Here is a 26,025-nt window from a genome sequence, read left to right as displayed (position 1 = left end):
TGTATGGCTATCCTGCGATTTTTATTAGAAATTGGGGTTCTACTCGCTTTAGGAAACTGGGGTGTCTTTGTAGGAACAAATCTACTAATTAAATCCTTACTGGGAGTGGGATACCCATTACTCATCATAGGACTATGGAGTATTTTTGGCTCACCCAAAGCAAGGATACCCTTGAATCCCTGGATGCATGGTCTACTCGAAACTGCCCTCTTTACGTTAGCTGTTCTTGCTTTATATGATACAGGCAGAACGTCACTCGCGATTCTATTTGCAATAATGATCATTTTCAGTCAAATCTTATCCTTCCTATTGCATCAAAAAAACAGCCACCCTTCATAATAGGGTCGCTGGTTTTATTGCATATCAGGATTTTGTTTTAATGTCAAACATATGTATCGCCCATATTGCTCCAAAATTATCACTTTATCTCATTATGATCATAAACATAATCACATTATAAAGTGCTGGTGCAACCAAAGCCAGCGCTAAACACACCACCGCTGCCCATTTTGTTTTCTTAATACCACGGTCATCACCCATCTTTAGATGATGAAAATAAGTTAATGTAAAATAAAAGCATAGGACTATAAACAAGGGGAATATGAGTTGTTGAGCCAAGCCATGTAGAAATGTAGCCACCGATGAAACCTCCTATTGGTATCCTCTTTATATAAATATTGTAATATAGTAAGGGGATTATTACCATTCAGAAATTAGTGGGGTTGAGCTATCCTTCTATTTGAGCTTTGTATCCTTTACTTTGAGCGTTCTATCCGCCACTTTTTTCGCTGTATCCCTCACTTTCTGCACTCTAACCGCTCCTCTCTTCTCTATCCACCATTCTACAGAGGCTATCCTACACATCGAGCGTTCTATCCGCCACTTTTATTACTGTATCCTCCACTTTCCACATTCTATCCGCTCCTCAATTCTCTATCCATCATTCTACCGAGGCTATCCTACACTTCGAGCGTTCTATCCGCCACTTTTTTCGCTGTATCCTTCACTTTCAGCTTTCTATCCGCTCCACACGCTCTCTCCGCTCACTCTTCTCCAAAATCAAAAAAAGAATGCACAGCGATTGTGCATTCTTCTTAATTGTGCTAGAAAAATAAACTTAAAAAATAGTAAATCAATGCTGCCATGACAGCAGAGATTGGCATTGTGATGACCCATGTTGTAACGATTTTGCGTGCCATTCCCCATTTTACCCCTTTAACACGGTGTGCTGTTCCGACACCCATGATGGATGAAGAAATTACATGTGTTGTGGATACAGGTAAATGGATTAATGTTGCACCAAAGATAATCGATGCAGAAGCTAAGTCTGCCGCTACCCCATTCACTGGGCGGATTTTCATGATTTTACCACCAACGGTTTTGATAATTTTATAACCACCAACAGATGTACCAAGACCCATCGCAGTTGCTGCTGCAAAACGTACCCAGAATGGAATATCATCTCCCTGGTGTAAGCCGCCCGCGATTAACGCGAGGGTAATAATCCCCATCGCCTTTTGCGCATCATTTGTCCCGTGTGTAAAGGATTGCAAGGCTGCTGTCCCAATTTGCATTGTGCGGAAGCCTTTATTCGTGCGATATAAATTCATATCTTTGAAGATGACCTTCAATAAAGTCATCATCAGGAAACCAGCGGCGAACGCTATTAATGGTGAAAAAATAAGTGCTTGAAGAATTTTAATAAACCCAGCATAGTTCAAAATATCAAATCCTGCTGCGGCAATAGCTGCCCCTGCAACAGAACCAATCAATGTATGAGAAGAACTCGATGGAATCCCAAAATACCATGTTAATAAATTCCATGTAATCGCAGATAATAAGGCTGCTAAAATCACAACAGAACCTGTAATATCGCCATCATAGGCATTTAAAGAAAATGGGTCCACAATATCTTTTGTTAAGGCTTTGGCTACCCCAACGAAGGTAATCGCTCCGACGAAGTTCATAACCGCTGCCATATAAACCGCAGTACGTGGCTTTAAGGCACGGGTTGATACAGAAGTAGCAATGGCATTTGCTGTATCATGGAAGCCGTTAATAAAGTCGAACACAAGTGCGAAAATAACGACTAATATGGTGATTAATAAGATCGTATCCATTTCGTACACTCCATCTTATGCATTACGCATAATTATTGTTTCAATTGTGTTTGCTACTGTTTGACAGCTGTCCGCGATATCTTCAAATTGCTCATAAATATCCTTGAAGACAATCAGACGCATTGGATCTTTTTCTTGGATAAACAATTGCTTCATCGAAGAACGGAAAATTTCATCACATTCACGTTCATTGTCCTTGATTTGAATAGCATGTTTACGCATTTCCACAAGCTTTTTACTATTTAACAGTTCCATGGCTTGTACCATTTCGTCTGTGCTCTTCGCAATATATGTGAGGAATTGACGCATTGGCTCTGTTACTTCTGTTAAGTTGTACATATTGAAGTGCGCAATACAGCCTTCCATCCCATCAATTACATCATCTAATTTATTCGCTAAGGCTAAAATATCTTCACGCTCAATTGGCGTCATAAAGGATTTATTCAGCATGACAATGAGCTCATGGATTAATTTGTCGCCACTTGTTTCGTATTGCTTCATTGTGTCTGCAATTTCTTTTAGCGCATCTATATCTTGAATACGGGCATTATGAGCATAATAAATACCTTCATTCACGTTTTTCGCGATTTTTAATAATGACTGAAAAAATGGATCTTGCTTATTTGAGTTGAACATCCTGTTCCTCCTGTTGAAAATATATTGTCGATTTCTGAACCATCATAACAAAACATTTACACAATTCTACAAAATTTTAAACACGTAGCTGTTGATTTTACAAAACTGTAATATAAAATTCGCCACATTTATTTTCAAGCTATTTTCCAAGTTGCAAACGTTGGAAATCAAATATTAAAAATCACTATTTTTTCTTTAAAAATGACCATTTTTTCTTTTATTTTTATAAAAATACTTGAAATAAACTTTTTTCTGCTTATTTGTTTGCCCTGTGAAATGTTAAGGAATTGTAAACGAAATTTACATGAAAATGCTGGGATTTCATTGTTATTTTTTGACTTTCGCAGTACGCTATGTTAAAACGCAATGGAGAAAGATGGAAGCATACCTATGGATATTGATTTATTTTCACTCACACTATTATTACCACTTGCTTTTATCGCATCTTTTTTAAATGCGATTGTCGGAGGCGGTGGGCTCATCTCCTTACCTGCATTAATGGCTGTTGGTTTACCTCCAAGTACAGCCATTGCCACAAATAAACTAGCCAATACGATTAGTAATGGTACAAGTATGCTAACTTTTTTACGTGCTGGGAAAGTAGACATCAAGAAAATCGGAAAAATCCTCCCCTTTATCTTTGTAGGATCTTTACTCGGTGCCTTTTCTGTCCATCTTGTATCCCCAGCGATTTTAAAACCACTTATGCTTGTTATGCTCGTCCTTGTAGCTGCTTATACAACGTTTAAAAAAGATTGGGGACAGTAATATCAAGAGCGTGTGCTTAGTACAGCCAAAAATTTAGCCTTTATAGGCGCATTTGCGGCTATTGGCTTTTACGATGGCTTTTTTGGACCAGGTACAGGCTCATTTTTTATTTTTATTCTATTAATGATGGGCTATGATTTTCTGCAAGCTGCTGGTAATGCCAAGGCTTTTAATTTCACCTCTAATTTAGCGGCATTAATCATGTTTTTATTTTTAGGAGAAGTTCATTTTCTATATGGTTTTTCGATGGGCTTTGTCATGATCTTTGGGGCCATCCTTGGATCCAAATTTGCGTTGAAGCGTGGAACGACCATGATGCGTGTCATCTTTATTGTCATGACCTGTTTATTAATTTTGAAAAATGCATGGGATTATTTCTTGCATTGAAACCGCCAATTTTCAGTCAATTGACAAAAAATATTAGCGTGCTATAATACTTTTGGGCTTCACCGCATTGAAGCGCAGAAGTATTGATTAGGAGGATTCACATGTTTCGAATAGAAGCAAAGAGTAACCCTCGATTTATTGAGGCAAGCTTCATCATCATTTTAATTATTGCCACAATGGCTTATAGTATCGGCTATTTAAAAGCAACACCGCATATTCCGATTTTTCTTGTGATTGCGATTTTACTAGCTTATGGATTACTGAAAAAAGTACCCTTTCGCGACCTTGAAGGCGGTATGATTGCTGGTGCTAGCGCTGGACTTGGCGCCGTTTTTATTTTCTTCTTTATTGGTATTTTAATTTCGAGCTGGATTATGGGTGGAACCATCCCAACGCTTATCTATTATGGCTTTTTAACTGTTTCGCCAAACTTTTTCTTTGCCATCGTGTTTTTAATTTGTAGTATCGTGGGTATTTCAATTGGGAGCTCGTTGACAACTGTGGCGACGGTCGGTGTGGCATTTATGGGAATTGCCGGAGCTATGGATATCTCCCTAACGATTACAGCTGGAGCGATTGTTTCTGGCGCCTTCTTTGGTGATAAAATGTCACCATTATCTGATACAACCAATCTTGCCTCTGGTACAGTTGGTGTAGACCTTTTTGAGCATATTAAAAATATGGGCTGGACAACCATCCCTGCTTTCATCATCTCCATTGTGCTATATGCTATTATATCGCCAACAGGAGCCGCTACATCGTTTGAAACAGTGGAGCAATTTAAAGAAGGATTACTGTCTACAGGACTTATTCATTGGTATACATTATTGCCAATTGTTGTTCTCATTATCATGACTTTTTATAAGGCACCTGCTGTCATTACATTGGCCGTCGTGTCCATTATCGGTGTAGGTCTTGGAACTCTACTCGACCCACTTCCCGCTTCAGATGTCTTCAAGATTCTGTTTGATGGCTATGTCTCTCAAACTGGTAATGAAGAAGTAGACGCCCTGCTGACTCGTGGTGGGATGAATAGTATGCTATTTACAATCGCGCTTGTCTTACTTGCCCTAACAATGGGTGGTCTTTTGTTCACACTAGGCATTATTCAAAGCATTTTAGCGAAGGTCGAAAGCTTATTTAAAAGTGCGGGCTCTGTTATTACAGGTGCTGCCATTACGGGCATTGGTGTCAATACATTGATCGGTGAGCAGTACTTATCCATTTTGTTAACAGGTGAAGCCTTTAAGGCACAATTTGCAAAGGTCGGTCTTGCACCGAAAAACCTTTCTCGTGTCATGGAGGATGCAGGTACGGTCGTCAATCCGCTTGTCCCTTGGAGTGTTTGTGGTATTTTCATCACAAGTATCCTCGGTATTTCCACACTGGATTACCTACCATTTACCTTCTTCTGCTTACTTGGACCGATTCTAACGATCTTGTTTGGCTGGAGTGGCAAAACATTAACAAAGCTTTAAGCATTACAAAAGGTAGCTGAAAAAACATCAGCTACCTTTTTAGTTTACTCAAAATTTTTATGCTTGCGGAATCTTTACATTTGGACACCGTTTTTCAACTAACGGAGAAACATCCATTTATCCTTTGGTAAAATTAGACCTTATGTTTTATAAAATAATTCTAAGCCCTTATCGGATGTGGAAAATTGATAGCCTGTAAAGCTAGCTGTTGTGGGAGAAACCTTTGTGATACTTTGAAAAGCTCACTGTGACTGACACCTTGTTTACTTTAGCAGAATAGGACATTCCTCACCGATCATTCCAATTTGGAATCAAAATTCATGCTTTTTCGCATTTCTGATTTCGGTTCTCCTTTGCTATGCTCAACTAAAGGAGATGAAATACGATGACAACAAAATGGAATGCTCATTTATATGATGAAAAGCATGATTTCGTTTCAAAATTTGGTACAAGCTTAGTCAACCTACTAGCGCCGCAAAAAAATGAACATATTTTAGATGTGGGCTGTGGTACAGGAGATTTGGCTAATGACATTTCAGCATTTGGGGCTTCTGTGCTCGGAGTAGACGCCTCGGCTACGATGATTTTAGCTGCACAGCAAAAATATCCTGCTATTACCTTTCAAACGATGGAAGCTACAGCCATGCACTTTCCACAGCAATTTGATGCTGTTTTCTCCAATGCCGCACTTCATTGGATGAAGGAACCTGACGTAGTCATTGAAAACGTCTATGGCGCATTGAAGAACGGCGGACGCTTTGTTGCGGAAATGGGTGGACAAGGCAATATCGCTTCCATCGTATGGGCCTTGCAAAACAGTATGGACTCATTAAAGTTGCCCTATATCGAACACTATTTTCCTTGGTATTTTCCAAGCGCCGAGGAGTATCAATCCAAATTAGAGAATGCAGGCTTTCAGGTCGAAAATATGACGCTTTATAAACGCCCTACACCACTTCAAGGGCTGGATGGGCTTCGCAACTGGTTGGTGATGTTTAGTGATAATCTACTACAGCACTTAACGGCAGATGACAAGGAGCAGGTGTATGCGACATGTGAGGAATTATTAAAGCCAACTTGCTTTCACCACAATGAATGGGTCATTGATTATTATCGTCTACGCTTTATTGCGCATAAAAAATAGTTCAAAAAAGGTTACTAGCCTGTCCTAGTAACCTTTTTTCCCTGCTAAGAGCGAGGCAGCAATATCACAATAACGCCGATTAAGCATATCCCAGCGCCAATAAAGTCCAAGTGATCGGGCTTTTTGCCATCAATGCCCCACCCCCATAAAATGGATAGCACGATGAATACCCCACCATAGGCTGCATAAACTCTCCCAAACGTTGGAAAGGACTGGAATGTTGCGACCACACCGTACAGAGCAAGTGCAAATCCGCCAATAATGCCCCAATAAAAAGGTTTGCCCTCTCGTAACCAAAGCCAAATTAAATAGCCTCCACCTATTTCGCCAATTCCCGCAAGAATAAATAATAATATAGCTGTCATACTGTATCTCTCTTTCTCGTTTTAACTTTATTATACATGTCTTACAAGCTCCAATAGGTAATGGTGTCCGTCATCCCGATTAAAATTAATAGGATACCTGCTGTCATTTGAATAGCCCTTCCCATCTTCATACTTTTGCGTAGGATAAGACGCTTGGCATCAAAGACATATATCAACAAAAGCATGATGATAAGTGGTACAGCCGTCGCTACGCCAAAAATACTTGGGAGGAGCAAGCCATAGGAAGTGCTTGCCACAAGGGGCATTAACCACACAAAGAACAAGACAAACATAGTGGGACAAAAGGCAATCGAAAAACTAGCGCCCATTAAGAACGAGCCAAATTTCCCCTCTTTGACTACAGGCGGCAGCAGCGATGTTAAGCGTTGCAGAAAGGTTAATTTGAATAAACCGATTAGCACCAGCCCTGTTAGCAGCATCATCGGTCCAATAGCCTTACGAAAAATTGGAAAATAAACAGTCATCCTTGTTTCAAACGATTGTCCAAATAGCCAAGCACAAAAGCCAAGCACACTAAAAACAACCACTTTCCCTACAATAAAAAATACAATCTCCTGCCAATTACTGCTCTTTTGAAGTGTTCGATTGCCGTAGAATGTAATGGCACTCATATTACCTGTTAATTGACATGGAGCAAATGCGCCTATCAAGCCAAGAAGGATGGCCAGCATCAAGGCAGAATGCTCATAGCCTTGTACAAATTGCGTAATGGGCTCACTAATAAACTGACTAATGGTGGACAACATAGTATACATATAAACACCCTCTATCCTTTATATTAAAATAGTATAAAGAAACATTATGAATAAACAGTGCAGATAGCAGCTTTATCCATACACGCTATTACATGCTTCTAAAAAATCATCATAATCAGCTGAGACATACTTTGTAAGCAAATATGTATCCGATACAATATGGGAAAATTCTTTTACTGAATAGCTATGTAGAAGGCTTTGCTGACAATCTGCTTCAATCACACTTTTAGGCAATAGGGCGATACCAAGACCATGCTTGATGAAATGCTTAATCACCTCTGTTTGATTGATATGCATTGTTTGATGGCTGGCAAATTGCTGTAGCACCTGTTGAACCTCCTGCCAATAGGGCGCATACGCATGGGTGAAAAATGTTTCCTGCTGTAAAAGTGTGAAAGCATCCTTGTCCTTTTTAGCCATAGGGGCAATCAAATGCAGCGGTTCCTGTGCAAGCATCACCGTGTGTAGCTCACGAGTTGAGGTTAATTTGGATAAGCCAATATCGATTACACCAGTAAATACCGCTTCCCCGATTTCATTGGATTTTAAAAGTTCTATCACTACTTGAGTAGTTGGCTTTCGGCGCTGAAATGCTGTGATAATGGCTGGTAATGTTGAATTCGCTATTTGTGGAGCAACACCAAGCGTAAGTTTAGCGGTGTAGCCTTTTACGAAGGCATCCATCTGATGTAGCCCTTCATCTAAAGCGGACAAAATTTTTTGTGCCTGCTGACTAAAATAAGCACCGTGCCGATTTAACATTACCTGTTTGCCCTGTCGATCAAATAATGGCGTTTGCAATGCCCTTTCTAAATGCTGGATGTGCTTCGTTACGGTCGATTGTGTAATAAATCGTTTTTCAGCTGTTTCACGAAAGTTTTCAGTTTGTGCTGCCACCATAAATGTGCGTAGCCATTCTGTTTCCATCGCTATCCCTCTTTCGTTTTCAACTAGTATAGCGAAAAATTCGGAAGTCTTGAAACCTTTTTTCAACATAAGCGTATGTATAGCTAACGATGTCAGTAGGAGGAATGAAAGATGTCTTTTTTTCATAAAGCATTAGCAAGTATTGGAATAGGTTCAGCAACAGTGGATACAAGATTGGAAAAGGAAACTTATCATGCTGGAGAGGTCATGCAGGGGGAAATTATAGTGCGTGGCGGTCAAGTCGAGCAACAAGTGGATACCATTTATTTATCCGTCAATACGACGTATATTCGCGAGTCGAATGATCACAAACATACAGAGGTTGCCGCACTACAAAAAGTCAAAGTAACAGAGCCTTTCACACTGGCGGCTGGCGAAGAAAAGGTCTTTCCCATTTCATTAACACTACCATTTGAAACACCGATTAGTGCTGGTAAAACACAGGTCTGGATTCAAACGGGTCTAGATATTAAAAATGCGGTCGATCCGAGTGATAAGGATTATATTCGTGTTGAGCCAACAGCGCTTGCAGGACATATATTAGATGCGATTCGCGGATTGGGTTTCCGTTTACGTGAAGCTGAATGTGAACAGGCCCCTTCACGCTTCCGTGGCTACTATCCATTTGTCCAGGAATTTGAATTTGTACCAACTGGACAATTTAGAGGTCATTTAGATGAGCTAGAACTAGTTTTCCTCTCTCAGTCCAACCATTCTGCAGAGATTTTCATGCAAATTGACCGCAAAGTCAAAGGCATTGGTAGCTTTTTTGCCGAGGCATTAGATATGGATGAAAGCTATGTTCGCACAACGATTACGATGCACGACCTACCGACACTGCAGGCGAAGCTTCAGCAAATCATTTCAAAACATGCCTAATGAACTAAAACTTCAGACGTTCACTTTTGAAGCACAAAAATTTAATTTCAACATAAATAGGAATGAAAGGCATTTGGAAAAAGGATAAACAATGGGACGATGTTGAAGCGGATGCCCTCGTGGAGGATTTATTAGAAATACCTATAATCATTGACTCTTTCATCCAGTGATGCCAAAAAAACCCATCTACTTGTTGGTAGATGGGCTATCGTTCTATCTTATTTCAATGCTTGCTTTACTTTTTCTAGCACTTCCTCAGCTGTCGCTAACTGTAAAGCCTCCGTTGCTAAAGTCTGCATCTCTGGGACAGATAATTGCTTCAGCAAGGCGCGTGTTTTTAAAATCGATGTGGCACTCATAGAGAACTCATCTAAGCCTAAGCCTAGTAATAGAGGAACAGCTAGCTCATCACCTGCCATTTCTCCACACATCCCTACCCATTTCTGTTCTTGATGGGCAGCTTTAATGACCATTTGAATTAAACGTAAAATGGCTGGATTATACGGTTGATATAAATAGGCAACTTTTTCATTCATGCGATCTGCAGCCATTGTATATTGAATTAAATCATTTGTGCCAATGGAGAAGAAATCCACTTCTTTTGCAAAAATATCGGCCATTACGGCTGTCGATGGAATTTCAACCATCATCCCGACCTCTATAGACGAGCCTACTGCAATACCTGCCGCTATCAGCCTTTCCTCTTCCTCAAGCAAAATCGCTTTAGCCTCACGGAATTCTTGAATGGTCGCAATCATGGGGAACATAATTTTTAAGTTTCCGTAGACCGATGCTCGAAGGAGGGCACGCAATTGTGTGCGGAATAGCTCCTGCTGGTCTAGACATAGACGAATGGCACGATGACCAAGGAATGGGTTCATTTCTTCCTGCAAAGGTAAGTATGGCAAGTGTTTGTCGCCACCGATATCCAGTGTCCGAATAACAACTGGCTTGCCCTTCATTCCTTCCATGACTGTTTTGTATGCTGTAAATTGTTCTTCCTCTGATGGCAAATTTTCTCGGCCCATGTATAAAAACTCTGTACGATACAGGCCAATTCCTTCTGCCCCATGACGTAATACACCATCCAAATCACTTGGTGATCCAATATTAGCCGCTAGCTCCACATGCACGCCATCTTTAGAAACAGTTTGCTCATTCACTAAAGTAGACCATTCTGCCTGCTGTGCACGATAGTTTTGCGCCTTTTCCTGGTAGTCCGCAATCACATCGGCTCTTGGATTTACTAGGACTTGACCCGCCAAACCATCCACGATTAATTGATCGCCATTCTGAATCGTTGCCGTAGCTGTCCCTGCCCCTACTACTGCTGGGATTTCTAAGCTCCGAGCCATGATGGCCGAATGGGATGTACGCCCGCCAATATCGGTAATAAAACCGAGCACATAGTTGCGATCTAATTGGGCTGTCTCTGAAGGTGTCAAATCATTCGCTACGATAATGACCTGTTCGTTAATATTGCTTGGATTTGGAATATGTACACCGAGTAAATGTGCTAATATGCGATTTGTCACATCTTTAATATCTGATGCACGGGCACTCATATATTCGTCATCCATACCTTCAAATATTGCCACAAACATAGAGGACACTTCATGCAATGCATACTCTGCGTTGACCGCTTCGTCTGCAATTTTTTGATTGATGGGGCCAATTAATTCAGGATCATTGACCACTAATAAATGCGCCTCAAAAATCGCGGCTTCTTCCGCACTAAATTTTTTCAATGTTTGCTGTTGAATGACAGCCAGTTCTTGCTCCGCTTTGACAAGAGCGGCTGTTAAACGTTGCTGCTCCGCTACGATATCAGCAACAGTTGTTTTAGCAAATGTTAAATCTGGTTGGACGAAACGATATGCTTTCGCAATGGCAATGCCGTCTGAAGCGGCAATACCAGTGAGTTGTGTCATTGTGCAAGCCCCATTTCTGTAATGAGTGTCGTTAATGCTGCTAATGCTTGCTCTTCGTCTTCCCCCTCTACAGCAAGTGTAAATTGCGAACCTTGCTTTAAGGCTAATCCCATCACACCTAAAATGGATTTCAAATTAGCTGCTTTTTCTTCTGTGCGTATTTCAATAGATGAAGTAAACGGTGTTGCTTTTGCCACAAGCTGGCTTGCTGGTCGTGCATGAATACCTAAAGGATCGACTACTGTAAATTGTTGTGTTTTCATAATTTATTCTCCTCTTCTTGTAAGTCTGTTAAAACAATAACATTTGGATGTTTGGATAAAACAGTGGCTGGTACATCTTCTGTATAATCAGAAGACAGTAAGCGCTCTAACACCTCACGCTTAGCTTCTCCCACTGCGAGTAACAAAATGCATTTTGCACGCATAATCGATTGAATACCCATTGTATATGCCTGTGTTGGCACTTCGTCAATGGAAGAAAAGAAACGCGCATTGGCTTGACGAGTGGATTCTTCGAGTGTCACAAGATGTGTTAAAGAAGCAAATGGCGTACCAGGCTCATTGAATCCGATATGACCATTTTGACCGATACCAAGTAATTGGAAGTCTAATGGATATTGTTGCAATAATCCTTCATAGCGAGCTGTTTCCACTAGAGGATCTATTGCTAAACCATCCGGTAAATACGATGCTAGAAATGGTTTTTGGTTAAATAAATGTTTGTTCATATAATAGGCGTAGCTTTGCTTATGTGTTGCCTCAAGCCCGACATATTCATCCAAATTAAAGCTAATGCTCTGTGAAAAATCAATATCTGTTTGACAAATTTTAGCATACAGCGGTTCCATTGTTCCACCAGTAGCTAATCCGAACGTTGTTGCGCCATTATTTTTTGCTTCCACGATGGTTGCTACTGCATGTGTATATAAATCATCCATTGAGGAAAATCTTTTTATTTTCACCACATATCCTCCTTTGTGCCTTAGAAATGAATGCGCTGACCATATTGATCAATGAGCGCATCGTTATTGTTTTCCCCTAAATTACTGCTACCAAACACAGGTATGCTTGCGCCCTGTGCATGCATCAGCTCAATGATTTGAGCGAATAAAGCATTTAATAAAGTTGCACCTAACACTGTTGATACAGGAGCATATTGCAACTGATTAACGGTTAACACACCGTCGCCTAATGGCACATGCGTATTCAATACTTCATCTACTACTTGCTCTAAACGCTTGCCTGATGAATGGCGTGATGGCTGCTGCTGATATTCCAGCGACTGCAGTGATATGGTCAAAGTGCCTGCTTCCTTTGCAAAAATAGCCATATCAATGGGCGCTGGATTATTAGCAGAGGTTGAAATGATGATACAAACATCTTGGTCATCAAATTGCAGCTGATCCTTATAGGAGGCTAAAAAAGCCTGTTTTTTTTCATTTTGTGAGGATTGCCGTGCACCCTGATGTAGCATTAACGATTCAATGTGTATGGGTTTGACAGGCACTAAGCCACCTGCTCGGTAGTAACATTCCTGTGCTAATAGCATGGAATGACCAGAGCCAAAGAGCTGAATAATGCCTCCCTGTGTGAGACGTTTAACAATTTGCTCGGCAATACGCATCAGTTGATTGCTTTCCTGTTGTGCCATCATTGTTAAATATCGATTAACTTGTTGAAAATAGATATTCATGTTCTATCACCTTTTCATTTCCATCGTTTCATGCTAGATGTTTGCATAACTCCTGACACTATTGCCCATCACCAGCTAGCATTGCATCATAGAAGACCTTGCCCGCCTTAATCGTTTGATGAAGCTTTAAATGTTCATCCAAAATTACTGCATCCGCATCATAGCCTTGTACAAGCTGCCCCTTATTGTCTAACTTCAATTGCTTGGCCGCATTAAAGCTGGACATTTTGACAAGCTCCTCCAGCGTACAATTCGTAATGTGACGCATATTCCGTACAGCTTGATCCATTTTTAAAATACTACCTGCTAACGAACCATTCGATAAATGGGCGCCTGCCTCTGTTACATGTACTGTTTGACCACCTAAATCATACGCTCCAAATGGCATGCCCTTTGCGCGCATCGCATCGGTAATTAAAATCAGTCCGTCTGCTCCCTTTAAACGATAGGCCATTTCCACCGCGCCTTCATGCATATGGATAAAATCAACAATTAGCTCAGCCTTAATCGTATCTAGCAGCAGGACACCACCAACTACACCTGGATCTCGATGGTGGAATGGACGCATTTGATTGTATAAGTGTGTTCCCTGTGTGGCACCTAATTGAACCGCTTGTTGCATTTGCTCAAAGGTAGCATCCGAGTGACCAATCGAAACAATGACACCGCTAGCAGAAATACTTTGCACAGCTGCCATGCCATTCGGTTCTTCTGGTGCTAGCGTAATTTGCTTAATTTTATGGCCACTGAGTTCCTGCCATTTTGTCCATCTATCCAAATCTAGCTCGACTATATATTCAAGAGGCTGTGCCCCGGCACGCTGCTTCGAGACAAATGGCCCTTCGATATGAATACCTAGTACCTCCGCTTCGTCTGGCTGTGGCTGGAACTGCGCCACATTTTCGATAGCTCGCTCAATGTTGTCATAGCTTTGTGTCATCGTTGTGGCTAAAAAGCTTGTCGTGCCTTCTTTTAAAAGGGATTGGGCCATCGTATGAAGCCCCTCATCTGAAGCATCCATTGTATCCATTTGAGCGGACCCATGAATGTGCATATCAATAAATCCTGGCAATAAAAATTTCCCTGATCCATCTAGCTGATCTACATCATGAATATCGAGATGGGAAGCAATTTGCGCAATTTTACCATCCTTCATCCACACATCTACCTGTTCATCTCGTCCATTGGCATTCACCACTGTGATATTTCGAATGAATAAACTCAAGAAAAACATCTCCTTCTTGAACAAGGGCTGTCGAAAAGGCTTCCATTTGCAATAGCTCATTGCCTCTGTGTACCTTCGCTAACAGCCCCATTAGTCGTTACTTCTTCATTGTAATAATATTCGTTGAGCCTGCTCGTTGGTAGCCCGTTTTTTCAAGTGTAATCTCTTGCCCCATTAAGCTTGTAAAGACAACTGGTGTGATGACAGAAGGTACTTGGCCTTCAATCTGTATGATGTCTGCTTTTAATAGCGCATCCCCACGCTTAATTTTTTGACCATCTGTAACGAACAGATCAAAGCCTTCACCATTTAGTTTGACCGTATCTAGGCCAACATGAATTAATACTTCCATGCCTGTATCTGATTTCAGGCCGATTGCATGCTTTGTTGGGAAGATCATTACTACCTGACCATCGAATGGTGCATAAACTGCCCCATCTGTCGGACGAATACCGAAACCTGGGCCCATCAAGCCTGCTGAAAATGCCTCATCTGGCACTTCTGTTAATGGTAATAAATCACCTGTCATTGGCATCTCGAAATCACGGAATGTCATAGTCTCGTTCTTTACTGCCTCTTCCACGACAGGCTGTGCAGTAGGAAGTTCAGCGTTGGTTGGTGCTGGATTGCCTTTTTTCAAACGCTCTTTCATGGCCTCAGCTAAAAACTCTACAGATGTTCCAATAATTACTTGAACATTCGTTTTACTGATACGCATTACACCTCGTGCACCTGTTTGTTTCAGTGTTTTATCATCTACAACATTCGCATCCTGTACAGACAGACGTAAGCGAGTTGTACAGTAATCCACTTGCTGAATATTGTCTTTTCCACCTAATGCTTCAATTGTATAGTAGGCACGTAAATCGACATCATTAGAAATGGTAGCATTTACTTCTCCATCCTCTTCTTCATCGTCTTCACGTCCAGGTGTTTTTAAATCTAATTTTTTGATTAAGAAATAGAAAACAACAAAGTAAATTGCCCCAAAGCCCAAGCCTAACGGTAATAATAGCAATGGTTTATCTGCTAGACCTAAATTGAGCAAGTAGTCAATTAAACCTGCCGAGAAGCCAAAGCCGTCACGGAACCCAACAATATAGGCAACTGCAAGCGAAATACCTGTTAATACCGCATGGATACCATAAAGAACTGGTGATAAGAACATAAATGAAAATTCAATCGGCTCTGTAACCCCTGTTAAAAAGGCTGTTAAAGCGATGGATACGAACATCCCACCAATGATCGGACGTTTTTCTTTTTTCGCTGTAAAATACATCGCAAGACATGCTGCTGGTAATCCGAACATCATAATGGGGAAGAAGCCAGCTTGGAAATGTCCAGCTGATGTGTCTCCTGCTAGGAAACGATTGATGTCCCCTTTCACGATTTCGCCTGCAGCATTTGTAAATTCACCGAAATCAAACCAAATAATGGTATTGATTACATGGTGTAGACCCACTGGAATTAATAGACGGTTGAAGAAGCCATACATCCCTACGCCAAGTGATCCTGCCCCGATCATCCAATTGCCGACAGCATCTATGCCACCTTGAATTGGTCCCCATACGATCGCTAAAATACTCCCTAAAATCGCCATGGTGATGGACGTAATAATTGGCACAAAGCGCCGTCCACCAAAGAATGATAACCATTCTGGAAATTTCACATTATAATATTTGTTATACAATAAGCCTGCCGTAATACCGGCAATAATGCCACCAAACACACCCATATTTAATTCTTCATTAACAGTTCCTAAAACGGCTATTAAAACAAGATGCGCAATTGCACCTGCAAGAGCTGCGCCGCCACTGCTATCGTGTGCCAACCCCATCGCAATACCGATGGCAAAAATAATTGGTAAATTCCCTAGTATGGCATTACCAGAAGCGGCCATAATACTAGCAATGTACTGGATCGCTTCATTCGGTACGGCCCCAAGCATATCCCCTGAACCTAAACGCAATAGTAATGCTGCTGCTGGTAATGTAGCAATTGGAAACATGAGCGACTTACCGATTTTTTGTAAGAAAGCAAACATTCATTATCCCCCTTTGGTATAGTTGTCTAGACCACTTTAGTAAAAAAAAAGCGTTTTCACTAAGTTGCTATTATTATAGGCGCAATTCAAAAAAAAATAAATACTTTTTTAATATTTCGTGATGTCAAACAAAAAAACCGCACCCTAATCTGAAATTAGGGCACAGTTCTTATTTAGCTTATGCCGTGACATCACGTTTCATAAAGGTTGAATAACTAATGACAAGGAAAACTAATGCGTAAATAGCAAGTACTGTTAGTGAGAAGGGCATCGTTACATCAGCAATGATGGAGCCTCCACCATGTTCATACTGTGTTAAATCAGAATGTGTTAGCCAAATATATTTGACGATGTCATATCGGCTTAAGAACATGACAATCATGCCGCCTGTAAAGGAAAGGAACATCGTTAAACCGATTGCTAAGGAGCTTGAACGGAACACAGAACCTATCAAAAAGGCAAATAATGTAGACATTACAAAATCGCCACCAGATAATAGGTAATGATAGGCTAAATCACCCCATACGCCCTTTTCAACAACCTGTTCATTGACGATTTCTAATTCGACACCTGTTCCCATGCCGAACAAGACTAAGCCGACAAGCGCACTTACCACCACGTTGACCACATACAATAATAAACCAAAGAGGAATGTTGTCAGTAATTTAGACGTTAACACTTTTGCACGGGACATTGGACGCGTTAAGAGCATTTTAATCGTCCCTGTTGAAAATTCGCTCGATACAATACTCGCTGCGGTAATGACTGTAAATAAAGTGACAAGCGTTAGCATGCCGCTTGTAAAGGACATAAAGCTCACAAGGCTACTATCCTTTTGACTTGGTGCATCATTAGCTAAACGATATTCAGAAATAGCCATCTGCTCTTGAAAGTATGCTTTATCTTCCTCCGTTAAATCTTCACCTGCTAGCCTCTCTTTATACGACTGAATGGCCTCCTGCTCTATGTCCTGCCAAGAGCCTTCTGTTGGGGATTTTACTTCATAATATTTTGTGATTCCAGCTGGAACAAGAATGACAAGAATAAGCATGGCCACCATTGCCCATGTTCCTTTTTTATGCCATAATTTCATCCACTCATTTTGAATTAGCTTCAGCAATTTGTCCGCCTCCAGTCATTTCTAAGAATTGATCCTCTAATGTTTTTTGATGTGGCTGTACAGCAAATAATTGAATACCTGCTTGTACGAGTTGTGTTGTCATGGCTGGGACATCCTCTTTCTTCATTTCCACCACATAGCCTTGATTTTCTGCTACAAAGTTAAAGTCACGCTGTTCCAGATAAGCAGACACCTGCTCTTTTGGCTGTGCCTCCACATAATAAAATGATGAGCTTTCATTGTGAATATCACGCAGATCAATCAGTTGCCCATTTTGGATCACGGCCACACGATCACACATCAATTCAATCTCAGATAATAAGTGACTTGAGACAAAGACGGATACGCCCTCTTCAGAAGCAATCTTACGCAGGTACATACGAAACTCACGAATACCAGCAGGGTCTAAGCCATTCGTCGGCTCATCTAAAATCAAAAACTTCGGTCTGTGCAATAGCGCCTGAGCTAACCCTAGTCGTTGTCTCATACCAAGTGAATACGTAGAGACCTTTTCATGGATACGATTTTCAAGCCCAACCTGTTGAATGACCTCTTGAATTCGTTCCTTCGTTACATTTTTATGCATACGCGCAAAATGTAGTAAATTTTTATACCCTGACATAAATTTATACATTTCTGGATTTTCTACAATGACGCCAACCTTACTAATGGCTTCCTCATAATGATCCTTAAGTGAAAGACCATCGATGATGACATTGCCCTCTGTTGGATGCATAAGTCCTGTCATCATTCGGATCGTTGTTGTTTTCCCCGCTCCATTAGGTCCTAAAAATCCTGTAATTTGGCCAGGATATAAATCAATGTTTAACTGTTGAATTAATTGCTTTCCTCGAATTGTTTTCGATAAATTTTGCAATTGTACAATTGGTTCAGTCATATTTTTCACCCTTTCTAATCTATTTCGACTTGGCATAATGGCTTACTGACAAGTTTTTCTTCACCTTGAGCTGTCGATGTCTTTTACTGAAGGACGATAAAATCCTTTCATCCACTCGACCGCATCCTTATTGGCCACATCGCGTAATGTTTCGACTTCCTCATAGGCCGTAATAGAGCCCGCCTGCAATAAAATAATTTGATCTAAAATAGGCTCTACCTCATATAATTCATGTGTGGATAGCAAAATCGTTTGATTTTCAATGTCCGTAAATTGAATTAAGCCTTTAATCAGCTGCTCTCTCACTATGGGGTCTAGCCCAGCAAACGGTTCATCCATGACATAATAAGGAACCTCTCGCCCAAGGGTTGCAGCCATTTTCATACGACCACGATTGCCCTTTGACAATTGGCGTAGCTTCGTGCCTTTATCTACCTGTAAAAATTGTGCAACGATACAGGCCTTATCATAGGAAAAATCTGCAAACTGAGAGGCATAATGCTGGAAGAGCTGTTCACCCGTGTAGTACTCAAAAAATAAATCCGTATCGGGCAAATAAGCAATTTGGTCAGCACTTCTACGTGTGACAGGCTCACCATCCAGTGTGACCTCACCAGCAGAGGGTCGCAGCAAGCCAGCTAATACCTTCATTAGCGTCGATTTACCACTACCATTTTCCCCTACAAGTCCAATGATTTGTCCAATCGGGAAGGAAAAGGATAGATCCTGTAAAATCGGCTTTTTCTTATATTGAAAAGATACATTTGATAGCTGTAACATCCCTTCACCTCACCCTTTATTTTTCAAAACCACAAGCATCTCTTCCTTCGAAAAGCCTAAAGCCTCAATCGAAGTTAAAAAATTTTCAGCTAGCTGGTTTTTCATCTCTTCCCGCAATAATTCAATGCGTTCCTCATTGCTCGTAATAAATGTACCCTGTCCTCGTTTGGTTTCCGTTATATTCATCGCCTCTAACTCCTTATAGACACGTTGCACCGTATTGACATTGACACCTGTTTCTACTGCATATTCTCGAACGGAGGGAAGTCGATCACCTAGCTGCAACTTTCCCTTCAAAATGTCCCCACAAATTCGATCGACAAGCTGGCTATAAATGGGTTTATCACGCGAAAAATCCATCGTCATCGTAAAACCACCCTTTCAAGCCACTTCGATGCTGCTAAAAAGAGCAGTAGCAGGAATAACGTAATGGCCACTTCCTCGACAATATAAATCGAGCCCAGCATCCATTCTATTGTCATCCCTTTCGCTTTTGGTAGGTACTGTTCAATATGGTGAAGCGAAACTTCTCCATGGAGGAAAATCGTTCGATACAGCTGACTCTCCGTCACTCGCACCCAACCAGCTGTCGTTAAATAAAACGCAACCATTGTCAACACAATCGAAAAACGACCGATTAGGCGCTTCAATTGCAAATAAAAAGCTAAAAAGAATAAAAGCACGATAAATAGCATTAACTGTAAAACCGTCAATATAATAACAATTATTACTAAAATTAATAAAATTTGTCCAGCGCTCGCAATTAGCTCATCTTTCATATGGAAAATGGCTATACTCGTGAAAAGGGTATTAAAGAGTATATATCCTACTAACGAACAAACTAACTTTGCCCCGATAAGCTTCGTGATGGAGCTTGTTGAATGGAGCCAGCTCTCCTTTGCTTTAATATCCAATCGCATCGACGCTAAAAATTGTAAGATAGAATAAAATCCACCTAGAAAAAGGACGAGTATCGTAAAGGCAAATGCTAGTTGATGCTCATGTGCAAAGAGATCGACATACTGATGTAATACATAGGGAACGATCCAAGATAACATAAGACCCATAAATATCCCTACTAGAAACCATGAGCGATAAAGTACCCATTCTTTTTTTAAAAGTCCTACAAAACTTTTCAATCACAACACCTCGTGTCATAGTGTACTAGTCACATATTACACTATGACTTTTTAGTTGGCAAGTGGCAAATACAAGAAAAAGGAAATTCCTATTGCTCACGTCTTTCCTTCTAATCGTCTTCCATTATTCCTTTATCTATGCTTTACTCTTTATAGGATAATATTGGATATTAGGAGGACGTTTATGAAATTTATTCTTATCTTTGGACCACAAGCAGTTGGGAAGATGACTGTTGGACAGGAATTAGCTAAAATAACAAATTTGAAGCTTTTTCATAATCATATGACGATTGATTTAGTGGGACATTTTTTTGATTACAGCACGAAAGAAGGAAAAAGATTAGTAAATTTGTTTCGTCAGGAGATATTTGAAGAAGTATCAAAGAGCGATATGTATGGCATAATTTTTACTTACGTTTGGGCATTTAATCTACAAGCTGACTGGGATTATGTGAATCAAATCTCGCAGTTGTTCGAGTCCAGAGGTGGTAATGTTTACTATGTGGAACTTGAGGCTGATTTCGATGAAAGACTTGAACGTAATAAAAGTGATAACCGACTTGTACATAAGCCATCCAAAAGAGATATAGAATGGTCCGAGGCTGACTTAAAAATAGCAATGGAGCAGTACAGGTTGAATTCTTTAGAAGGTGAGATTCCTTATTCAAATTATATCAAAATCAATAATACAAATTTGAGTGCACCAGAAGTGGCGAAAATCATCAAGAAAAGCTTTCATTTCTAAATTGATAAGAAGCCTCTGTTATTTATTTGTATCTACACATTTTTTAAAGGAGCTATTCATCTATACAAAACAGAATATATGGATAGCACTCTAACACTAAGCGTAAGGTGGTACTGGAATGGATAAAAGAGTAGTCTTTGACTTTGAAATTGACTTTACCAATGGTGGTGGCATACAGGGGCAGGAATTCCGCCTTGATATTGAAGGAGATGACATATCGGATGAAGAGCTAGCCAAGTATATTGTGGAAGATATGAGGTTGCTCATGGTTGGCAAGGTAACAATCCTTAACAAGAAAATTATTAAGGAAAAACATAAACGAAAACCGCTTGATGAGCAAGAAAGGACATGAAGCTCGTGAAGGCGATACTATTTGATTTAGATGATACCTTACTTAATCGAGATCATGCTGTCGATAACCTGTTTCATATTATGCTAGAAAAATACTATGGAGCTGTTGAGCATTCCGTAAAAACTGACATGCTGCAACAATTTAAAGAATACGATAAAAGAGACTATGGCTATGCCGATAAAACAAATGTTTTATCATCGTTTTTTGATGCGTTTCCACCAACCTTTCAACTGCCTCGCCATGACATGCAAGATTTTTGGAATCAGCAGTTCCCATATTGCTTTTCTATTAATCAACATACGCTGAAGGTTATCCAAACAATGAAGAAGCATGTACAGGTTGGCATTATCACAAACGGCTCTACTCAGCGACAAAAGGCTAAAATCACGCATACAGGCTTAGCGAGTTACTTTGATGTTGTCCTTATTTCTGAGGAAGTAGGATTTACTAAGCCTGACAAACGCATATTTGAATTAGCCTTAAATCAGCTTCATGTACAACCAGAAGAAGCCCTATTCGTTGGGGATGACCTAGAAAAGGATATTGCTGGTTGTCAACAGGCAAAGATGAAGGGCATATGGTTCAATCCTCATCAACTCACGAATCCTACTGACATCAAACCTGATGCCGAGATTCATTCATTTGATCAATTAATAAAAGGAAGAGCCCTGTTTAACTAGGACTCTTCCTTTGACTGTTAGACCATTTTCCCTACTACTTTTACCTTTAATCTTGTTGCATTTTCTGGATGATACGCAAGAGGTGTTTCTTCTACTTCCACTAGCTCAATCGTATCCGCAAGAGCACCTGCTAATACGGCTTGTTTCACAGCCTTGTTTTGTGCATCCTTTAAGGATTCCTGACGTGGTTCTTTGGAATAAATATAAATTTGCTCATATTGACCACTAATTTGCGCAATCGAGGCACCGATGGCATTCGCTACACCACCGTATTCAGATTTTACAATAGTAGAAACGCCACGAATTTTGTCTGGCACAATGATTCCACCGCCGCCCACTAAAACCAGTGACACATCCTCTGAAGAGGTTTTCATTTTATCAATCGCCTGCTCCAGTAAGGAAGAAATTTCTTCTTGAACGGCTTTGGCAAATGCTTCATCAATATGGGCAACTAACGTGGAATCGCCTACGTCTGCTAAGCCTAAACGGACAGCGATATCCGTTGTCGTTAAGGTCGAGCCACCAAAGACAAGGGCCTCTTCACTAATTTTATAGCCTACACTATCTGGCCCAACAGTAATTTTGTCATCATTCACACGAACAATACTACCACCGCCAAGTCCTACTGAGATAATATCGGGCATTCTAAAGTTTGTACGGATGTCCCCCACTTCTACCGCAACAGAGGATTCTCGAGGGAAACCATCCTGTAATACGCCAATATCGGAAGTCGTCCCCCCAACGTCCAATACCATTGTGTTTTGTATTTGGGATAAATACGATGCCCCACGAATACTATTCGTTGGTCCACAAGCAATTGTTAAAATCGGGAATTGCTTGGCATAGTCGATAGACATTAATGTACCGTCATTCTGGCATAGATATACTGCTACATCAAAAATACCTTCTGCTTGCAACGCCTGGACAAAGCCCTGTGTTGTTGTCTCGATCACCTTACATAATGCAGCATTTAGAATCGTTGCATTTTCACGTTCGATTAACCCGACAGAACCAATTAATGAGGAGCAAGAAATCGGGAACTCCTCGCCATAGATTTCTTGAATCCATTCACGAACTTGCAATTCTTGATCGTTTTTAATAGAAGAAAAGACGCCGACAATTGCAATCGATTCTACTTGACCACGCCATTCCTCTAATAGCTTTGTAATTTCCTCCTGATCGAGCGCACTTAATAATTGACCATCATATTCATAGCCACCATGTGCAATCGCATAATTACCTGATAATTTATCAATCATATCGGCTGGCCAAGCGGTATAAGGCAGTACAGAGGCCGTCGCTGGATAGCCTAATCGAATAACACCGACTCTTGCTAGCTTTTTACGTTCAACGATGGCATTGGTGCATTGCGTCGTTCCTAACATTGCATGGGTAATTTTTGCTTTATCGATATTTGCGCCCTCTAGTAATTGTTGCAGAGACTGTTCAATACCCGTTTTAATATCTAAGCTGGTTGGTGATTTCACACTGTAAATGAGCTGACTATTATGGTCTAAAAGGATGGCATCTGTGTTTGTGCCACCTACATCAATCCCAATTTTATACATGCTCTGCTACCTCCTTTTTCACCAATTCCTCAATTGGCGTATACTCATATTCATAGCCAAAGTATTTGGGTCCAGCTGTTTCAATCCCTTTTGCTGTACGCCATTTTTCATGTGCTGGTAAGCCAATCACACGCACACGTTTGCCGTATTTTAGACTTTCTGTTGTAACAGGCAATAAGGTTTCATAATCCACCAAGCAAATTAAGTCTGGTGTCATCGCAACAACCTGTTCATTTTTCTCCGCTAATAAGTTTTCATTTTGGAAATGAACCTTCATTTGATCATTTTTATAAGATTCAATACCTTCAAGATTCATTTTACCTAGGTTAAAGCCACCCTTTGTTTCACGAATAACATCTACTATTTTTCCTTGGAAAAGCTCATATCCTTCCACAAGCTTTAAAAGATTTTGTAGCTTATCGTTCACCTCTTGATCTTTCGAGGCAATAATTTCACCAATTTTTTCAGAAAGCGTCACAATATGATGTACACCGCTTTGTTTAATTTGTGCACCCGTTGTTGGGTAGAGGCTCACTAATGAACTAGCGCCCATTTCCACTGTTGCTGTTCGGGCGATACGCTCTGTCCATTTATTATCAATCGTTTCAAAAATACCAATATTCCCTTTTTCATCTGTGATGGCCATTGGCGTTGCCGAAATCCCATCTAAGTGGAATGTCACCATTTGTAATTCTGGGAATGCACGTCCCATACCATCACAATCAATCAATGGTAGGCCAAGCTGTGCAGCAACTACAATGGGAATCATCGAATTGACCCCACCCGCTTCCATTGGATAGGTGCCTGCAATTTTTTCCTTCCCCAAATATTGTGCGAGCTTTTGGAAAACTTTCACGAACTCATCGCCACGTGGGAATTTCTCCACTAAAACCGATGGTGCTCCCATCATCGCGGCTGGAATGAAAAAGTCATCATCTGCAATTTCATCTACAGAATACAGCTTCACAGGCCCATTTTTTTCGATGGCAGAAAGCGCCATTAATTTCCCAATGTAGGGATCGCCTCCCCCACCTGTTCCTAGAAATGCTGCCCCAATGGCAATATGTTCAATAGCGGCTTGATCTAAATATCTCATCTATGTTCCTCCAATATGACCGTTTTTTGTACAGATACACGATAGCCAACATAATAAATCACGAATGAAATAATAATGCCGATCATCGGTTGGTTTGGTAGTGCTGGCAATGCAGGGAATAAGGAGAATACCACTGGCATACAGGCAATCACAGCTCCTACTAGCCAAGAAAATACGCCTAATCGATTGACCCCTTCAACTTCATGCCAGCTATCTATTTTGCCTTTATGAATGACCCAGTAGGACGCAATCATCACCCCTGCAACAGGTGGTATCATCGCCGATAAAATTGACATAATCGGTGTAAAATAATTTAAAATCCCCACAACGGCTAAGATTGTGCCAAGTGTACCCGCCACACCAATTGCTAATCGTTCTTTGTTTTTGGCAACATCGAATACATTAATTAAGGCAATACCACCTGAAATCGCATTGACCAAGTTGGTTTTCCATGTCGCTAAAATCAGACCAACTCCACCAATAAAGGGTGTTGCGATATGCAGAAAGACTGCGGTAATATCACTTGTTTGATAGGCAATCGTTAATACAGCTCCCACAGCAATCATCAGCACACCTGCTGGAATAATCCCTAATGTAGCGGCTTTGAAAACATCTGAACGTTTTTTGGAAAATTGCGAATAATCACCCGCTATAACAGCCCCTAATGCAAAGGACCCAATCGTTACAGCTAAACCATCCATAAAGCTCATATTGCCTTGAGGGTGATAATCCCGAATGAGCTGCAGCTGCTCGCCAGTTAATGTTTGACCTAAACCGTACAGGCAAATAATGACGAGTAATGGTACAGCAATATAGCTTAAAATACGTAACACTTTCATACCATAAAGAGCCGATACGACCATGACCATACCACTTAGGAATGAAGCAAGAGGAATGGGTATATTCAAATGATAGATAGCTAATAAATTCGCTAAGGCAACGCCACAAACATTGGCTTGAATGCCAAACCACCCTAAGCAAGCAATGGCTAAGATAATGGATAATATTGTACGAGAGCCTTTTTTACCAAACACCTGCCCTGCGATATGGACAGTGGGTTTTCCTAAATCACTGCTTTGCATGCCTTGCAATACCATGATGAATACGACAATAGCATAGCCTACAAAAGCGACAGCCAGTGCCTTTGATAAACTCATATTGGTAATCAGTGCGTTACCTACTAATAAACTAGGGATACAAATCATGGCACCAGCCCAAATAATGCCTAAGCTATACCAAGATTGACCTTTGTTTTCATTTTGCATGTGACTC

General features: G+C 40.6%; 27 protein-coding genes and 1 pseudogene. 8 read left to right on the top strand and 20 right to left on the bottom strand.

The window, feature by feature from the left end:
- The first annotated feature begins 3 nt into the window (after positions 1-3).
- Positions 4-339, top strand: a complete 336-nt coding sequence (locus tag MHB40_RS09530; RefSeq protein ID WP_342534413.1) for a YrdB family protein — start codon at positions 4-6, stop codon at positions 337-339.
- Between the two features lie 84 nt (positions 340-423).
- On the opposite strand, the gene MHB40_RS09525 is transcribed toward MHB40_RS09530, so the two are convergent.
- From MHB40_RS09525 to MHB40_RS09515, 3 genes are all read right to left on the bottom strand, one after another.
- Positions 424-639, bottom strand: a complete 216-nt coding sequence (locus MHB40_RS09525) for a hypothetical protein (protein WP_342534412.1) — start codon at positions 637-639, stop codon at positions 424-426.
- 464 nt (positions 640-1,103) lie between these two features.
- Positions 1,104-2,120: an inorganic phosphate transporter gene (locus tag MHB40_RS09520; RefSeq protein WP_342534411.1), complete on the bottom strand. Its 1,017-nt coding sequence runs from the start codon at positions 2,118-2,120 to the stop codon at positions 1,104-1,106.
- A 15-nt stretch (positions 2,121-2,135) separates the two neighbouring features.
- Complete coding sequence (locus MHB40_RS09515) at positions 2,136-2,756, bottom strand: DUF47 family protein (RefSeq protein ID WP_004229078.1); 621 nt, start codon at positions 2,754-2,756, stop codon at positions 2,136-2,138.
- A gap of 390 nt (positions 2,757-3,146) precedes the next feature.
- Here MHB40_RS09515 and MHB40_RS09510 point away from each other — a divergent pair.
- The 3 genes and pseudogenes from MHB40_RS09510 (at position 3,147) to MHB40_RS09500 (ending at position 6,533) form a co-directional block, all read left to right on the top strand.
- Positions 3,147-3,911, top strand: a pseudogene (locus MHB40_RS09510) (TSUP family transporter).
- Between the two features lie 101 nt (positions 3,912-4,012).
- Positions 4,013-5,389: a Na+/H+ antiporter NhaC gene (gene nhaC / locus MHB40_RS09505; protein ID WP_342534410.1), complete on the top strand. Its 1,377-nt coding sequence runs from the start codon at positions 4,013-4,015 to the stop codon at positions 5,387-5,389.
- Between the two features lie 385 nt (positions 5,390-5,774).
- Positions 5,775-6,533, top strand: coding sequence for a methyltransferase domain-containing protein (locus MHB40_RS09500; protein ID WP_342534409.1), 759 nt, complete (start codon positions 5,775-5,777; stop codon positions 6,531-6,533).
- A 44-nt stretch (positions 6,534-6,577) separates the two neighbouring features.
- Here the strand turns inward: MHB40_RS09500 and MHB40_RS09495 are convergent, their stop codons facing one another.
- From MHB40_RS09495 to MHB40_RS09485, 3 genes are all read right to left on the bottom strand, one after another.
- Positions 6,578-6,898: a YnfA family protein gene (locus MHB40_RS09495; RefSeq protein WP_342534408.1), complete on the bottom strand. Its 321-nt coding sequence runs from the start codon at positions 6,896-6,898 to the stop codon at positions 6,578-6,580.
- 41 nt (positions 6,899-6,939) lie between these two features.
- A complete protein-coding gene (locus tag MHB40_RS09490) occupies positions 6,940-7,674 on the bottom strand; it encodes a sulfite exporter TauE/SafE family protein (protein ID WP_342534407.1) in 735 nt (244 codons plus the stop codon).
- 72 nt (positions 7,675-7,746) lie between these two features.
- The gene (locus tag MHB40_RS09485; RefSeq protein ID WP_342534406.1) at positions 7,747-8,601 is read right to left on the bottom strand and encodes a LysR family transcriptional regulator; all 855 of its coding nucleotides are present in this window, start codon (positions 8,599-8,601) and stop codon (positions 7,747-7,749) included.
- A 111-nt stretch (positions 8,602-8,712) separates the two neighbouring features.
- Between MHB40_RS09485 and MHB40_RS09480 the strand changes: the two genes are divergently transcribed.
- A complete protein-coding gene (locus MHB40_RS09480; protein WP_342534405.1) occupies positions 8,713-9,480 on the top strand; it encodes a sporulation protein in 768 nt (255 codons plus the stop codon).
- A 218-nt stretch (positions 9,481-9,698) separates the two neighbouring features.
- On the opposite strand, the gene ptsP is transcribed toward MHB40_RS09480, so the two are convergent.
- The 11 genes from ptsP to MHB40_RS09425 form a co-directional block, all read right to left on the bottom strand.
- Positions 9,699-11,411: a phosphoenolpyruvate--protein phosphotransferase gene (gene ptsP / locus MHB40_RS09475; protein ID WP_342534404.1), complete on the bottom strand. Its 1,713-nt coding sequence runs from the start codon at positions 11,409-11,411 to the stop codon at positions 9,699-9,701.
- Positions 11,408-11,674: an HPr family phosphocarrier protein gene (locus MHB40_RS09470; protein ID WP_205442799.1), complete on the bottom strand. Its 267-nt coding sequence runs from the start codon at positions 11,672-11,674 to the stop codon at positions 11,408-11,410. The genes ptsP and MHB40_RS09470 overlap by 4 nt, the downstream gene beginning before the upstream one ends.
- Positions 11,671-12,375 carry a glucosamine-6-phosphate deaminase gene (locus MHB40_RS09465; RefSeq protein ID WP_342534403.1) on the bottom strand — a complete coding sequence of 235 codons (705 nt, stop codon included), beginning with the start codon at positions 12,373-12,375 and terminating at the stop codon, positions 11,671-11,673. The genes MHB40_RS09470 and MHB40_RS09465 overlap by 4 nt, the downstream gene beginning before the upstream one ends.
- Before the next feature lie 20 nt (positions 12,376-12,395).
- Positions 12,396-13,106, bottom strand: coding sequence for an SIS domain-containing protein (locus tag MHB40_RS09460; protein ID WP_342534402.1), 711 nt, complete (start codon positions 13,104-13,106; stop codon positions 12,396-12,398).
- Positions 13,107-13,164: 58 nt separating this feature from the next.
- Positions 13,165-14,340: an N-acetylglucosamine-6-phosphate deacetylase gene (nagA, locus tag MHB40_RS09455; RefSeq protein WP_342534401.1), complete on the bottom strand. Its 1,176-nt coding sequence runs from the start codon at positions 14,338-14,340 to the stop codon at positions 13,165-13,167.
- Positions 14,341-14,428: 88 nt separating this feature from the next.
- On the bottom strand, positions 14,429-16,375 hold the full coding sequence (nagE, locus tag MHB40_RS09450) for an N-acetylglucosamine-specific PTS transporter subunit IIBC (protein WP_342534400.1): 1,947 nt from the start codon (positions 16,373-16,375) through the stop codon (positions 14,429-14,431).
- A gap of 178 nt (positions 16,376-16,553) precedes the next feature.
- A complete protein-coding gene (locus MHB40_RS09445) occupies positions 16,554-17,495 on the bottom strand; it encodes an ABC transporter permease (protein ID WP_205442790.1) in 942 nt (313 codons plus the stop codon).
- A complete protein-coding gene (locus tag MHB40_RS09440; RefSeq protein WP_205442789.1) occupies positions 17,473-18,393 on the bottom strand; it encodes an ABC transporter ATP-binding protein in 921 nt (306 codons plus the stop codon). Before MHB40_RS09440 ends, MHB40_RS09445 begins: the two co-directional genes overlap by 23 nt.
- Positions 18,394-18,453: 60 nt before the next feature.
- Positions 18,454-19,173: an ABC transporter ATP-binding protein gene (locus tag MHB40_RS09435; RefSeq protein WP_342443268.1), complete on the bottom strand. Its 720-nt coding sequence runs from the start codon at positions 19,171-19,173 to the stop codon at positions 18,454-18,456.
- A 9-nt stretch (positions 19,174-19,182) separates the two neighbouring features.
- Positions 19,183-19,539, bottom strand: coding sequence for a GntR family transcriptional regulator (locus MHB40_RS09430; protein ID WP_342534399.1), 357 nt, complete (start codon positions 19,537-19,539; stop codon positions 19,183-19,185).
- Positions 19,536-20,312, bottom strand: a complete 777-nt coding sequence (locus MHB40_RS09425) for a hypothetical protein (protein ID WP_342534398.1) — start codon at positions 20,310-20,312, stop codon at positions 19,536-19,538. The genes MHB40_RS09430 and MHB40_RS09425 overlap by 4 nt, the downstream gene beginning before the upstream one ends.
- 184 nt (positions 20,313-20,496) lie before the next feature.
- Between MHB40_RS09425 and MHB40_RS09420 the strand changes: the two genes are divergently transcribed.
- From MHB40_RS09420 to MHB40_RS09410, 3 genes are all read left to right on the top strand, one after another.
- Positions 20,497-21,057, top strand: a complete 561-nt coding sequence (locus MHB40_RS09420) for an AAA family ATPase (RefSeq protein ID WP_342534397.1) — start codon at positions 20,497-20,499, stop codon at positions 21,055-21,057.
- A 118-nt stretch (positions 21,058-21,175) separates the two neighbouring features.
- Positions 21,176-21,409: a cyclase gene (locus MHB40_RS09415; RefSeq protein WP_342443264.1), complete on the top strand. Its 234-nt coding sequence runs from the start codon at positions 21,176-21,178 to the stop codon at positions 21,407-21,409.
- A complete protein-coding gene (locus MHB40_RS09410) occupies positions 21,406-22,089 on the top strand; it encodes an HAD family hydrolase (protein WP_342534396.1) in 684 nt (227 codons plus the stop codon). Before MHB40_RS09415 ends, MHB40_RS09410 begins: the two co-directional genes overlap by 4 nt.
- Before the next feature lie 17 nt (positions 22,090-22,106).
- Here MHB40_RS09410 and MHB40_RS09405 read toward each other — a convergent pair whose 3' ends face one another.
- The 3 genes from MHB40_RS09405 to MHB40_RS09395 are packed head-to-tail and all read right to left on the bottom strand — an operon-like array spanning position 22,107 to position 26,018.
- Positions 22,107-23,657 carry a hydantoinase/oxoprolinase family protein gene (locus tag MHB40_RS09405; protein ID WP_342534395.1) on the bottom strand — a complete coding sequence of 517 codons (1,551 nt, stop codon included), beginning with the start codon at positions 23,655-23,657 and terminating at the stop codon, positions 22,107-22,109.
- A complete protein-coding gene (locus MHB40_RS09400; RefSeq protein ID WP_342534394.1) occupies positions 23,650-24,753 on the bottom strand; it encodes a DUF917 domain-containing protein in 1,104 nt (367 codons plus the stop codon). Before MHB40_RS09400 ends, MHB40_RS09405 begins: the two co-directional genes overlap by 8 nt.
- Positions 24,750-26,018, bottom strand: coding sequence for a cytosine permease (locus tag MHB40_RS09395; protein WP_342534393.1), 1,269 nt, complete (start codon positions 26,016-26,018; stop codon positions 24,750-24,752). The genes MHB40_RS09400 and MHB40_RS09395 overlap by 4 nt, the downstream gene beginning before the upstream one ends.
- Between the last annotated feature and the right edge of the window lie 7 nt (positions 26,019-26,025).

Source organism: Lysinibacillus sp. FSL K6-0057, assembly GCF_038630885.1.
In the GTDB taxonomy this organism is placed as follows: domain Bacteria; phylum Bacillota; class Bacilli; order Bacillales_A; family Planococcaceae; genus Lysinibacillus; species Lysinibacillus fusiformis_F.
Note: the sequence above shows the minus strand (reverse complement) of the source record. Positions and strands in the feature narration are given on the sequence as shown.

Excerpts from the sequence above, each read along its gene's own strand:
- MHB40_RS09530 (WP_342534413.1), top strand. The coding sequence starts at position 4 with ATGGCTATCCTGCGATTTTTATTAGAAATTGGGGTTCTACTCGCTTTA.
- MHB40_RS09520 (WP_342534411.1), bottom strand. The coding sequence starts at position 2,120 with ATGGATACGATCTTATTAATCACCATATTAGTCGTTATTTTCGCACTT.
- MHB40_RS09515 (WP_004229078.1), bottom strand. The coding sequence starts at position 2,756 with ATGTTCAACTCAAATAAGCAAGATCCATTTTTTCAGTCATTATTAAAA.
- nhaC (WP_342534410.1), top strand. The coding sequence starts at position 4,013 with ATGTTTCGAATAGAAGCAAAGAGTAACCCTCGATTTATTGAGGCAAGC.
- MHB40_RS09500 (WP_342534409.1), top strand. The coding sequence starts at position 5,775 with ATGACAACAAAATGGAATGCTCATTTATATGATGAAAAGCATGATTTC.
- MHB40_RS09495 (WP_342534408.1), bottom strand. The coding sequence starts at position 6,898 with ATGACAGCTATATTATTATTTATTCTTGCGGGAATTGGCGAAATAGGT.
- MHB40_RS09490 (WP_342534407.1), bottom strand. The coding sequence starts at position 7,674 with ATGTATACTATGTTGTCCACCATTAGTCAGTTTATTAGTGAGCCCATT.
- MHB40_RS09485 (WP_342534406.1), bottom strand. The coding sequence starts at position 8,601 with ATGGAAACAGAATGGCTACGCACATTTATGGTGGCAGCACAAACTGAA.
- MHB40_RS09480 (WP_342534405.1), top strand. The coding sequence starts at position 8,713 with ATGTCTTTTTTTCATAAAGCATTAGCAAGTATTGGAATAGGTTCAGCA.
- ptsP (WP_342534404.1), bottom strand. The coding sequence starts at position 11,411 with ATGACACAACTCACTGGTATTGCCGCTTCAGACGGCATTGCCATTGCG.
- MHB40_RS09470 (WP_205442799.1), bottom strand. The coding sequence starts at position 11,674 with ATGAAAACACAACAATTTACAGTAGTCGATCCTTTAGGTATTCATGCA.
- MHB40_RS09460 (WP_342534402.1), bottom strand. The coding sequence starts at position 13,106 with ATGAATATCTATTTTCAACAAGTTAATCGATATTTAACAATGATGGCA.
- nagA (WP_342534401.1), bottom strand. The coding sequence starts at position 14,340 with ATGTTTTTCTTGAGTTTATTCATTCGAAATATCACAGTGGTGAATGCC.
- nagE (WP_342534400.1), bottom strand. The coding sequence starts at position 16,375 with ATGTTTGCTTTCTTACAAAAAATCGGTAAGTCGCTCATGTTTCCAATT.
- MHB40_RS09440 (WP_205442789.1), bottom strand. The coding sequence starts at position 18,393 with ATGACTGAACCAATTGTACAATTGCAAAATTTATCGAAAACAATTCGA.
- MHB40_RS09435 (WP_342443268.1), bottom strand. The coding sequence starts at position 19,173 with ATGTTACAGCTATCAAATGTATCTTTTCAATATAAGAAAAAGCCGATT.
- MHB40_RS09430 (WP_342534399.1), bottom strand. The coding sequence starts at position 19,539 with ATGACGATGGATTTTTCGCGTGATAAACCCATTTATAGCCAGCTTGTC.
- MHB40_RS09420 (WP_342534397.1), top strand. The coding sequence starts at position 20,497 with ATGAAATTTATTCTTATCTTTGGACCACAAGCAGTTGGGAAGATGACT.
- MHB40_RS09415 (WP_342443264.1), top strand. The coding sequence starts at position 21,176 with ATGGATAAAAGAGTAGTCTTTGACTTTGAAATTGACTTTACCAATGGT.
- MHB40_RS09410 (WP_342534396.1), top strand. The coding sequence starts at position 21,406 with ATGAAGCTCGTGAAGGCGATACTATTTGATTTAGATGATACCTTACTT.
- MHB40_RS09405 (WP_342534395.1), bottom strand. The coding sequence starts at position 23,657 with ATGTATAAAATTGGGATTGATGTAGGTGGCACAAACACAGATGCCATC.
- MHB40_RS09400 (WP_342534394.1), bottom strand. The coding sequence starts at position 24,753 with ATGAGATATTTAGATCAAGCCGCTATTGAACATATTGCCATTGGGGCA.
- MHB40_RS09395 (WP_342534393.1), bottom strand. The coding sequence starts at position 26,018 with ATGCAAAATGAAAACAAAGGTCAATCTTGGTATAGCTTAGGCATTATT.